At 59.2% G+C, this 10,942-nt stretch carries 10 protein-coding genes; 9 read left to right on the forward strand and 1 reads right to left on the reverse strand.

The genetic code is table 11. The features are described 5' to 3' along the window. Nucleotide 1 precedes the first annotated feature (1 nt). Nucleotides 2-136 (reverse strand): 50S ribosomal protein L34, encoded by a 135-nt coding sequence (gene rpmH / locus HDE76_RS14040; RefSeq protein ID WP_007082494.1) that lies wholly within the window; start codon nucleotides 134-136, stop codon nucleotides 2-4. 216 nt (nucleotides 137-352) lie between these two features. On the opposite strand from rpmH, the gene dnaA reads away from it, so the two are divergent. The 9 genes from dnaA to HDE76_RS14085 all read left to right on the forward strand — a co-directional run bounded on the left by dnaA (nucleotide 353) and on the right by HDE76_RS14085 (nucleotide 10,804). Next, nucleotides 353-1,687, forward strand: coding sequence for a chromosomal replication initiator protein DnaA (dnaA, locus tag HDE76_RS14045; protein WP_179482127.1), 1,335 nt, complete (start codon nucleotides 353-355; stop codon nucleotides 1,685-1,687). Nucleotides 1,688-1,943: 256 nt separating this feature from the next. Further along, a complete protein-coding gene (gene dnaN, locus HDE76_RS14050) occupies nucleotides 1,944-3,044 on the forward strand; it encodes a DNA polymerase III subunit beta (RefSeq protein WP_179482129.1) in 1,101 nt (366 codons plus the stop codon). Between the two features lie 99 nt (nucleotides 3,045-3,143). Next, complete coding sequence (gene recF / locus HDE76_RS14055) at nucleotides 3,144-4,223, forward strand: DNA replication/repair protein RecF (RefSeq protein ID WP_184508453.1); 1,080 nt, start codon at nucleotides 3,144-3,146, stop codon at nucleotides 4,221-4,223. A gap of 89 nt (nucleotides 4,224-4,312) precedes the next feature. Further along, nucleotides 4,313-6,748, forward strand: a complete 2,436-nt coding sequence (gyrB, locus tag HDE76_RS14060; RefSeq protein WP_179482132.1) for a DNA topoisomerase (ATP-hydrolyzing) subunit B — start codon at nucleotides 4,313-4,315, stop codon at nucleotides 6,746-6,748. Between the two features lie 192 nt (nucleotides 6,749-6,940). Then, complete coding sequence (locus HDE76_RS14065) at nucleotides 6,941-8,242, forward strand: tetratricopeptide repeat protein (protein WP_184508456.1); 1,302 nt, start codon at nucleotides 6,941-6,943, stop codon at nucleotides 8,240-8,242. 201 nt (nucleotides 8,243-8,443) lie between these two features. Then, nucleotides 8,444-9,100: an energy transducer TonB gene (locus HDE76_RS14070; RefSeq protein WP_179482134.1), complete on the forward strand. Its 657-nt coding sequence runs from the start codon at nucleotides 8,444-8,446 to the stop codon at nucleotides 9,098-9,100. Between the two features lie 68 nt (nucleotides 9,101-9,168). Continuing rightward, entirely contained in the window at nucleotides 9,169-9,957 is a 789-nt protein-coding gene (locus tag HDE76_RS14075) for a MotA/TolQ/ExbB proton channel family protein (RefSeq protein ID WP_179482135.1), read from the forward strand. Between the two features lie 10 nt (nucleotides 9,958-9,967). Continuing rightward, the gene (locus tag HDE76_RS14080; protein WP_179482136.1) at nucleotides 9,968-10,393 is read left to right on the forward strand and encodes a biopolymer transporter ExbD; all 426 of its coding nucleotides are present in this window, start codon (nucleotides 9,968-9,970) and stop codon (nucleotides 10,391-10,393) included. 3 nt (nucleotides 10,394-10,396) lie between these two features. After that, a complete protein-coding gene (locus HDE76_RS14085; RefSeq protein ID WP_179482138.1) occupies nucleotides 10,397-10,804 on the forward strand; it encodes a biopolymer transporter ExbD in 408 nt (135 codons plus the stop codon). Nucleotides 10,805-10,942: the final 138 nt, after the last annotated feature.

Here is a 10,942-nt window from a genome sequence, read left to right on the forward strand (position 1 = left end):
ATTACGGGATCAGGCGCTTGCGGCCTTTCGCACGGCGGGCGTTGATGATCTTGCGACCATCGGCCGTGGCCATACGGGCACGGAAACCGTGCGTGCGGGCGCGCTTGAGCTTGCTTGGCTGGAAGGTCCGCTTCATGGCGTACTCCGAAGGGAATGTTAATAAAAGGTCGCAAAGTATGTCTGGTTTGTAGTTCGAGTGTCAAATGGGATTGACATCATGCGGGGACCGGCCTGTGGACAGGGCTGTGGGCAAGCGTGTGGATAATTGCCGGTGACGCTGCCGACGCTGCTGCTAGACTTGCCTGCCCGTCACGCGCGAAAGCGCCCTTAAAGTCTGTGGTTGAAACTATTCATGAGTGATTTGTGGCGGCGCTGTCTTGAGCGTCTGGAAGGCATTGTTAGCGCCGAAGACCTGCACACCTGGCTGATGCCGCTGCAGGCGCGCGACGAAGCGGATGGCCTGCAATTGTTCGCGCCCAATTCTTATACGCTGGACACGGTGAAAGAGCGTTACCTGTCGCTGATCGGCGAAGTGCTGAACCAGCTGGCCGGGCGCGCCATCGCCGTGCGCATCGACGTCGGCTCCAATACGGCAAGACCTGTCGCAGCGGCAAAACCGGTAGCGCCTCCGCGCACCAAGGCCGCCGAGCCGGCGGCGCCGACGTTCCATCACAATCTCGACCCGCATTACACCTTCGAAACCTTCGTCGAAGGCAAATCGAACCAGCTGGGCAAGGCCGCTGCGATGCAGGTGGCCACCAATCCCGGCCGCGCCTACAACCCACTGCTGCTGTATGGAGGCACCGGTCTGGGTAAAACCCATCTGATGCATGCGGCGGGCAATCTGATGCGTGAGCACAACCCGAACTGCAAGGTGCTTTACCTGCGTTCGGAGCAGTTTGTGGGTTCGATGATCGAAGCCCTGCGCGCCAAGAGCATGGACGAGTTCAAGAAGCGTTTCCGCTCCGTCGATGCGCTGCTGATCGACGACATCCAGTTCTTCGCCGGCAAGGACACCACGCAGGAAGAGTTTTTCCATACCTTCAATGCGCTGTTCGAATCCAAGCAGCAGATCATCCTGACCTGCGACCGTTACCCGAAGGAAGTGGACAAGCTCGAGCCGCGGCTGAAATCGCGCCTGGGCTGGGGCCTGAGCGTGGCGATCGAACCGCCGGACTTCGAGACGCGCGCTGCGATTCTGTTGGCCAAGGCACACGAAAAGGGTGTCGCCGTGGATGAAAGCGTGGCGATGCTGTTGGCGAAACGAATTCGCTCCAACGTGCGCGATCTGGAGGGCGCGTTGAACACGCTGGCAGCCCGGGCCAACTTCTACGGCAAGCCGATCACCACCGATTTCGCCGAGGAGACTCTGCGCGACCTGCTGGCGACACACGCGCAGGCGATCACCATTCCAAATATCCAGAAGATCACTGCCGAGTATTTCAACGTGCGCCTGCAAGACCTGCTGTCCAAGCGGCGCGTACGTTCGCTGGCACGGCCTCGGCAGATGGCCATGACGCTGTCCAAGGAACTGACCGAACACAGCTTGCCGGAGATCGGCGAGGCATTTGGCGGCCGCGACCACACCACGGTGATGCATGCCTGCAAGACCATCCGCAAGTTTGTCGAAACCGACGCGCGCATGCGCCAGGACTGGGAGCAGCTCATTCGCACACTGACCGGCTGAGCTCAGCCTGTTGCAATATCGCGGCAAAGCTTAGGATAAGCGGGTTGGCGGGCTGTGGATAAATGGTGGATCACTTAGGCCTTGCAGTTATCCACATATGACACACAGGAAAGAACAGGCCACAAGCACAGTCAGAAAAACGCTCAACTTATTGTTTTTAAAAGATAAAAATGTGAATAAAAGTTATCCACCGCCTCTACTACTACTACTAAACTTCTTTTAAAAGACAGAACAGCAGTTACAGGAAAGCATAGATATGCAATTCAGCATTCAACGAGAAGCGCTGCTCAAACCCCTGCAACAAGTAGTAGGAGTCGTGGAACGACGCCAGACGCTGCCTGTTCTGGCCAACCTACTTGTCAAAGTGGCCGATGGACGCTTGTCCTTCACCGGTACCGATCTTGAAGTGGAGATGGTCGCCACCACGGAAGCAGAAAAACTGGACGATGGTGAAATCACCATACCCGCCCGAAAGTTGTTCGATATCGTCAAAGCGCTGCCTGATGGCGCCAAGATCGAGTTGAAGCTCAACGGGGATCGTGTGGCGCTCAATGCGGGCCGCAGTCGCTTCACGCTAACCACGCTCCCCGCCAGCGAATTTCCCACGGTCGACGAAATCGAGCTGGTGGAAAAAGTCAGCTTGCCGGAAGAAGTGCTGCGCGACCTGATGGAGCGTACTTCCTTCGCCATGGCGAATCAGGATGTGCGCTATTACTTGAACGGCATGCTGCTCGATTTGCAGGAGCACACGTTGCGCTGCGTAGCCACCGACGGCCACCGTCTGGCCATGAAAGAAACTCAGTTGCAGAGTTCTGTCACCACGCGCAGGCAGATCATCATCCCACGCAAAGGCGTCAACGAACTGGTGGGACTGCTAGAAGTCGGCGATGGTGAGGTGGAACTGGAGTTTGGCCGCAATCATCTGCGCGTTCGTCGCGGCGGGGTGGTGTTTACGTCAAAGCTGATCGACGGACGTTTCCCGGATTACGAAGCGGTGATTCCGCTAGGTGCCGACAAGTCGGCGACACTGGATCGCGAAGTTCTGCGCGGCGCATTGCAGCGAGCCGCGATCCTGTCGAACGAAAAATACCGTGGCGTTCGTCTCGAGCTCTCCCCCGGCAAGTTACGCATCGTGGCGCATAACCCCGAGCAGGAAGAAGCGGTGGAGGAGGTCGAAGCCGACACCCACGTGTCCGATCTTGCCGTGGGCTTCAATGTGGGTTATTTGCTCGATGCGCTGGCGGCACTGCGCGGTGATAAGGCCAGATTGAGCCTGCGCGATGCGCAGTCCAGCTGTCTGGTGCAAGAGCACGACAACGAACACTCGCGCCACGTCATCATGCCGCTTCGCCTCTGACCGCTGTTCGATGCTTGCCGATCTGATGGGTCGTCGGTCTCGAGAACGCCGGAACCTCCGTACGAGATTCCGGCGTTCTTGTGTGTGCGGATCGTTTGCATGAGGATCGAACGGCTTCGCATCAGCGGTTTACGCTGTCTTTCCGATACCGATCTGACACTGAGCCCAGCGATCAATCTCTTTGTGGGGAACAACGGAGCCGGCAAGACCAGCGTCCTGGAGGCCGCATTTCTTCTCTCGCATGCCGGTTCGTTTCGGAGCGGATCCAAGGATGCGCTGCTGCAGCGCGATGCACGTCGGTTGTCAGTGTTCGCTGAATTGGTTCATCAGGACGAGCGGACGATACGTATTGGTCTGGGCCGGGAGTCCGCGCGCTGGGAAGCGAGGGTCGATGGCGAAAACGTGGCCATTGGCCAATTGGTCAGGCAGTGCGCTGTCGTGTGTTTCGAACCGGGTTCGCATGCACTTATTGCCGGCGCCGCCGATGAAAGGAGGCGGTATTTGGACTGGGGCGTGTTCCACGTGGAACACGATTTTCTTGGCCAGTGGCGACGCTATCAGCGCGCGCTCAAGCAACGAAACAGTTTGCTCCGCTCGGGAAATAGCGTTTCCGACGATCTGTTTGACCCGTGGGAAGTTGAGCTAGCCCATACGGCGAACCGAATCGACGAATTTCGTCGGCGCTACCTCGACTTGCTTCGACCTGCGCTCGAGGCGAGCCTTGCAGGTCTCCTCCCGGAGCTGGGAGAGCCCCATTTGCGTTATCGCCGGGGTTGGTCGGATGAGCAGGATTTGCGTCAGTTGCTTCAAAGCAACAGAAGCAGGGATATCGCGCGAGGCCATACGACAGCAGGTCCTCATCGCGCGGACTGGTCTGTAGCGTTCGAGCGCGCGCCGCTTCGCGAACATCTCTCGCGAGGTCAGGAAAAGCTCACCGCGATGGCTTGTGTTCTGGCTCAGGCGCAACTCTATGCCGCATGTTGCAACGAATGGCCGGTTGTCTGCCTCGATGACCTGGCTTCAGAGCTCGATCAGAGCCATCAGGCAGCGGTAGTGGCGCAACTCGTGGCCGCGGGTGCTCAAGTTTTGATCACAGGTACGGAAACGCCAGAAGTCCTGCGTGCGACTGCCCCAGTGGTGTTCCACGTGGAACAGGGGCAGGTCGCGCGCCTGCTATAATCGAAAGGTTGCATCCATCGCTAGTGCATAACTCTTGCCAGATCCCTGCGCGACACAGGGGATCATGGGCGCCAGGAAACGGTCATCGAATGAACGACGAAACCACGAACGAACCGACTTACGACTCAAGCAACATCAAGGTGTTGAAAGGCCTGGAAGCGGTGCGCAAGCGTCCAGGTATGTATATCGGTGATACCGATGACGGCACTGGCTTGCATCACATGGTGTTCGAAGTGGTGGACAACGCCATCGACGAAGCGTTGGCGGGTTACTGCGACACGGTCATCGTGACCATCCACGAGGATGAGTCTGTCAGCGTCATCGATAACGGCCGCGGCATTCCGGTAGACACGCATCCCGAAGAGGGCCGATCCACCGCGGAAGTGGTCATGACGGTGCTGCACGCCGGCGGCAAATTCGATGCTAACTCGTACAAGGTCTCTGGTGGTCTGCACGGCGTGGGCGTGTCGGTGGTCAACGCACTGAGCGAAAAGCTGTGGTTGACGATTTACCGCGGCGACGAGGAATACCAGCAGGAATACGCGCACGGAGAACCGCTTTACCCGCTGAAGTCGGTTGGCGCATCGACCAAGCGCGGCACCATGGTGCGTTTCAAGCCCAGCCCGGCCACGTTTACCAATAATCTAGAGTTTCACTACGACATCCTGGCCAAGCGCCTTCGTGAGCTGGCCTTCCTCAACTCCGGCGTCACCATCGAGTTGAAGGACGAGCGCGGCGACGGTCGTGCCGATACGTTTGCCTACGAAGGCGGCATCCGCTCGTTCGTACAGCATCTGGCCCAGCTCAAGACAGCGCTGCATCCGAACGTGATCAGCCTGAGCGCCGAGCAGGACGGCATCACCGTCGAACTGGCGATGCAGTGGACCGACTCGTATCAGGAAACGATGTTCTGCTTTACCAACAATATTCCGCAGCGCGACGGCGGTACGCATCTCACCGGTTTCCGCGCTGCGTTGACGCGCTCGCTGCAGAACTACATCGAAAAATCGGGTCTGGCCAAGAACGCCAAAGTCTCGCCGACCGGCGACGATATGCGCGAAGGCATGATTGCCGTGCTGTCGGTCAAGGTGCCCGATCCGAAGTTCTCGTCGCAGACCAAGGACAAGTTGGTTTCGTCCGAGGTCAAGACGGTGGTGGAGCAGGTCGTCAACGAAAAGCTGAGCGAGTTCCTGCTGGAGCATCCGAACGAAGCCAAGGCGATCGCCTCCAAGGTGGTCGACGCGGCGCGCGCGCGCGAGGCGGCGCGCAAGGCACGCGAGATGACCCGCCGCAAGGGCGCGCTGGACATCGCCGGCCTGCCGGGCAAACTGGCCGATTGTCAGGAAAAGGATCCCGCGCTGTGCGAACTGTTCCTGGTCGAGGGCGATTCCGCCGGCGGCTCGGCCAAGCAGGGCCGCAACCGCAAGACTCAGGCCGTGCTGCCGCTGAAGGGCAAGATTCTCAACGTCGAAAAGGCTCGCTTCGACCGCATGCTGGCCTCGGCCGAGGTCGGTACGTTGATTACCGCGCTGGGTACCGGCATTGGCAAGGACGAATACAACCCGGACAAGCTGCGCTATCACCGCATCATCCTGATGACCGACGCGGACGTCGACGGCTCGCATATCCGCACACTGCTGCTGACGTTTTTCTATCGCCAGATGCCCGAACTGATCGAACGCGGCCACATCTATATCGGCCTGCCGCCGCTGTACAAGGTGAAGCAGGGCAAGCAGGAGTTGTACATCAAGGACGATACCGCGCTGAACGATTACCTGATTTCCAGTGCCGTCGACAACGCCTCCTTGACCTACAGCCCCGATGCTCCGCCGATTACCGGCGAGGCTCTGGAAAAGCTGCTGCGCGGCTATCAGCAGGCGCTGGACCAGATCGCCAAGCTTTCGCATCGCTTCGACGCCACTGTGCTGATTTCTCTGCTGGAGCACACGCCGCTAGAGCCGGCACTTTGGGACGATGCGGCAGCCATGCAGGACTGGTTGACGAAAGCAGAACAGCGGCTCGCGGCCAGCGGACTGGGCAAGCCGCGCTACAAACTCTCGCTGCGCGCCGCCGCCGGCGAACAGCCGCCCGCGATCGAAGTGGTGCGTGAGCAGCATGGGCTCAGCCATACCTGGTTCCTGCCGCAGCCGTTTTTCGCCAGCAACGAGTTCCGTGCCATCCTCAGCATCAGCCAGCAGGTGGCGGCGATGATTCAGCCCGATGCGGTGGTTCGTCGAGGTAATGCATCGCGCGGCATTCTCAGCTTCGTCGAGGCCCGCAACTGGCTGCTGGACGAGGCGAAAAAGGGCCGCAGCATCCAGCGCTTCAAAGGTCTGGGTGAAATGAATCCCGAGCAGCTGTGGGAAACCACGGTCAACCCGGAAACCCGCCGCATGCTGCAGGTCGGCGTAGAGGATGCGATTGCTGCCGATCAGATGTTCTCGATGCTGATGGGTGAGGCGGTCGAACCGCGGCGCGATTTTATCGAAGCCAACGCGCTCAAGGTTGCCAACCTCGACGTCTGAGCCTTGATCGCGCTCCGGAGCCAGAACCGGTTGCATCGCCGTTCGGCAGCTGTCTGCGAACGCTGTGTTTCAAGTTTCTGATTTTAATGAATATTTAATGTGGCAGCGCAGCTTGTTATTGTCATCACTCCCGGGTTAACCTCGGAAGTCAACTCGCGCATTGCGGCGAGTCACTGAACGACGAGGATCACCATGAAGCAAGCCCTAGGATTCACCGCGCTGGCGAGCGCCGCTCTGATGCTGATGCTGGCAAGCAGCAGCCCGGTGCTGGCGAAAGACAGTTCGTCCAAGGACAAGCCGGAAGTGCAGTACCCCAACGCGACCCGCGTCGCGCCCAAACTCGACCTGACCAGCGAAAAGGATCAAAAAAACCTCAACGCCGGTCTTGATGCCGTCACGGCGAATGACAAAGCCAAGGCGCTGCAGTATCTGCAGCCCATCGCCGACGGCGGCAGCAAGAGCAAATACGCCCAGGCGCTGGCCCTGCAGGGTCTGGCTACGATCAAGTATCAGATCGACAACGACCCGAAGGGGGCCATCGCGCTCCTGCAGCAGTCCTTGGCCAATGGCGTGCTGCCGAACGACACGTATTTCCAGCTCGAATACATGTTGGCGCAGTTCCAGGTCGCCGACGAGGAGTATCAGCCGGCGCTGGACACACTGACCAAGTGGCGTGCCGAAGGTAAGAAGGAAACTGCCAACTCCTACGCGCTGGAAGGCAACATCGATTACCGCCTCGGCAAGTTCCCCGAAGCCATTGCCGCGATCAAGAAAGCGCAGTCACTGACCGACAAGCCCGATCCGGCCTGGAACCAGATTCTGATGGCGAGTTACTCGCAGTCCGGACAGGGCGATCAGGCTGCGCAGGTCGCACAGCAGGCGCTGGCCGCCAACCCGAACGATCCCAACGCGCTGGACAATACCGTGGCCGTGCTGATGCAGGCCAACAAGAACGACGAAGCCATCCAGGTGATGGAGAAGGCGCGCGCGAGCGGTTCGCTGAAGACCGAAGCCAACTACGTGAATTTGGCCAAGCTTTATCTGATTCGTGCGCAGTCCAGCAGCACCGACTCCAAGCCCGATGCCGAGAAGTCCGCACAGGTGCTGGAGGACGGCATGAGCAAGAGCATCGTTACCGCCAGCGCAGACAACTACCTGTTGCTGGGAGAGGCTGACGAGCTCTCCGACAATACCAGCAAGGCTGTCGATGCCTACACCAAGGCGTTGCCGACAGCGAAGGACGGAGAGGCTGCGATCCGCGGCGGACAGATTCTTCTTTCGCAGCAGAAATACAGCGCCGCGAAATCGATGATCCAGCAGGGCATCGACAAGGGCGTGAAGCAGAAAGGCGCGGCATACATGCTGCTCGCCGAAAGCGATCGTGGTCTGAAGGACAAGGCCGGGGCCATTGCCGCGATGAAACAGGCCGCCCAGGATCCGCAGACGGCAGAGAAGGCGAACGCGTGGTTGAAAAAAGCGGGCGCAGGCAAATAGCGTCGCTGCAAATGCTCCGCAGGCCAGATGGACGTCCATTTATCTGTCTTGTCGAGCTATACAAAAGCAGGATGCTGTTGTACCGTTGAAAACCTTTTCCTGCGTCTCCCCAGCGGCGAGTTCCGTCGATTCATCAGGCGGTTTCAGGCCACGCCCTGCGGCAACGTTCTCTTCCGATTGATCAGCTTCAGACAGTGAAAGATGGCCTCAAGTAGACAAGACAACGAGAACGAAGGCTTCAGCTGGAAGCGCACGGCGGCATTGGCTTTTGCCATTGGCCTGCATGCTTTCGCCTTTCTGTTCATGGTGGCGCCTTCGGCCCCGCAAACGCAGAAAGACAAGCAGGTCGACAAGATCGTCAAGGTGAGCTTTATCGAGCCGCCGCCGCCGCCGCCGCCGCCGCCGCCGCCGCCGCCGGAGCCGCCCAAGCAGCCGCCGCCGAAGATCATTCAGCAGGTCAAGCCGCCGCCGACACCGCCGCCGCCGACACCGCCGCCGGCGGTCGAAGAGGTGTCGCAGAACGCGGTGCAAGCTCCGCCGCCTTCGCCGCCCGCTCCTCCGGCACCACCGGCTGACATTGCAGCTGGTTCGGATCTGAGCTACGGCAGCCGTCCCGCGCCTACGTTTCCGCCTCAGGCAATTCGCCAGCACCATACCGGTACGGTGACGTTGCTGATCCTAGTGGGCCTGGACGGCACACCGAAAGACGTCAAGGTGGAAAAATCCAGCGGTTTCCACGAGCTGGATCGCGCAGCAATGGATGCAGTACAAAAGTGGCGCTTCAATCCGGAGGTCAAGAACGGAAAGAAGGTGGAAGGCTATGCACGCGTTCCAATCAACTTCAACTTGGCCGAGTAATTAATCATCTGTCGTCCATTTCACTGGATTACAGTTACAGTTCACGCTTGACTTCCTAGGGTAGCGTTATGTTCTTACAGACTCCTGCAGCATCCGACGCCGCACAAGCCGCTGGCGCCAATTCCACCGCCGATGCCATGAAGCAAATGGGTGTCGGTCACCTCGTCGACGGTTTCGTTCATGGCGAAAACGTTGTCGGACTCGTCGTGTTCGTCGTGTTGTTGATCATGTCGCTTGCCTCTTGGTACTTCATCATCGCCAACTCGATCCGCAACTCGATGGTGGCCTCGCGTCGCGACAAGGTCATCGACGGGTTCTGGAACAACGGTTCCACCCAGGATGCGATCCGCGAGCTGGAAGCCCAGCCCAAGGGCGAACCGTTCTCCAAGATCGCTCTTGACGCTGCGTCCGCTGTGGCCCATCACCAGCAGTCCTCTACCGGCTCCGGTCGTCTTGCCGAGTCGCTGAGCCGTTCGGAATTCATCGACCGCGCCCTGCGCCAGGCCGTGGCTCGCGAAAGCCTGCGTCTGGAAGGTGGCTTGACCATGTTGGCAACCGTCGGTTCTTCGGCACCGTTCGTCGGTCTGCTCGGTACGGTGTGGGGTATTTACCACGCGCTGATCGGTATTGCCGCCTCCGGTAACGCTTCGATGAACGCCGTGGCCGGCCCCGTCGGTGAGTCGCTGATCATGACCGCGTTCGGTCTGTTCACCGCTATTCCGGCCGTGCTTGCGTACAACTTCTTCAACCGCTCCAACCGTCTCACGTACGCTCGCTTTGATGAATTTGCGCATGACCTGCACGACTTCTTCGCAACGGGCTCGCGCGTCGAAGGCGCCGCACCGACCCTGAAGTGAGGTCTGACTCATGGCTATGAGCTCAGGTGGTAATTCCGGTGGTCCGATGTCGGAGATCAACGTCACGCCGCTGGTCGACGTGATGTTGGTACTGCTGATCATCTTCATGATCACCGCGCCGCTGATGTCGCACACGATCACGATCGAGTTGCCCAAGGCTAACCCCAAGAGCAAGGACGAGGAAGTCAAGACGCCGCCGCTGGATCTCGCGGTCAAACAGGACGGCAGCCTGTACTTCAATGACCATCCGATCACGGCGGAAGAGCTCAAGGTGCAGTTTGCTGTGAAAGCCCAGCAGACGCCTCAGCCCGAACTGCAGATTCGTGCGGACAAGGCGACCGAGTTCAAGATCGTGAAAAAGATCATCAGTGATGCGAAAGGCCAGGGCATGGTCCACGTTGCCTTCATGACCACCGCTCCAACGAAGGGACAGTGACCGATGGCATTTTCCAGCAATAGCGGTGGCGGCCCGATGGCGGATATCAACGTCACGCCGCTGGTCGACGTGATGTTGGTGCTGCTGATCATTTTCATGATCACGGCACCCGTGCTCTCGCTCAAGATCAAGGTCGATCTGCCTCAGCCCAACCAGAACATACCGCCGCCGACCAATCCCAAAGATCCGATCAAGCTGAAGATCGATCAGAGCGGTGCCTTCTACTGGAATGACTCTCCGGTGGACGAGCTTGGGTTGAAGGCGCAGCTGGCGGTGATCGCGCAGCAGCCCGATCCGGCGGAAATCCAGATCACGGCGGATGACGCTGCGGCCTACCAGTATGTTGCCACGGTGCTGGCCGACGCGAAGAGCTACAACCTGACCAAAATCGGGTTTGCTGACAGCCAATAAGCGGATCCCGTTTCGGCAATACATGAAAACCCCGCCTTGTGCGTAATGCTGTTCACTTAAGCGGAGCGGCTTTTCGATTCACGGGGTAGCGAGTCTTGGATATTTTGACGGACCTCGGCCTGGAAGGCCGAGGTCGTC

Source organism: Rhodanobacter sp. ANJX3, from assembly GCF_014200755.1.
GTDB lineage: Bacteria > Pseudomonadota > Gammaproteobacteria > Xanthomonadales > Rhodanobacteraceae > Rhodanobacter.

Coding starts and splice junctions, on each gene's coding strand:
- rpmH (WP_007082494.1), bottom strand. CDS start 136: ATGAAGCGGACCTTCCAGCCAAGCAAGCTCAAGCGCGCCCGCACGCAC.
- dnaA (WP_179482127.1), top strand. CDS start 353: ATGAGTGATTTGTGGCGGCGCTGTCTTGAGCGTCTGGAAGGCATTGTT.
- dnaN (WP_179482129.1), top strand. CDS start 1,944: ATGCAATTCAGCATTCAACGAGAAGCGCTGCTCAAACCCCTGCAACAA.
- recF (WP_184508453.1), top strand. CDS start 3,144: ATGAGGATCGAACGGCTTCGCATCAGCGGTTTACGCTGTCTTTCCGAT.
- gyrB (WP_179482132.1), top strand. CDS start 4,313: ATGAACGACGAAACCACGAACGAACCGACTTACGACTCAAGCAACATC.
- HDE76_RS14065 (WP_184508456.1), top strand. CDS start 6,941: ATGAAGCAAGCCCTAGGATTCACCGCGCTGGCGAGCGCCGCTCTGATG.
- HDE76_RS14070 (WP_179482134.1), top strand. CDS start 8,444: ATGGCCTCAAGTAGACAAGACAACGAGAACGAAGGCTTCAGCTGGAAG.
- HDE76_RS14075 (WP_179482135.1), top strand. CDS start 9,169: ATGTTCTTACAGACTCCTGCAGCATCCGACGCCGCACAAGCCGCTGGC.
- HDE76_RS14080 (WP_179482136.1), top strand. CDS start 9,968: ATGGCTATGAGCTCAGGTGGTAATTCCGGTGGTCCGATGTCGGAGATC.
- HDE76_RS14085 (WP_179482138.1), top strand. CDS start 10,397: ATGGCATTTTCCAGCAATAGCGGTGGCGGCCCGATGGCGGATATCAAC.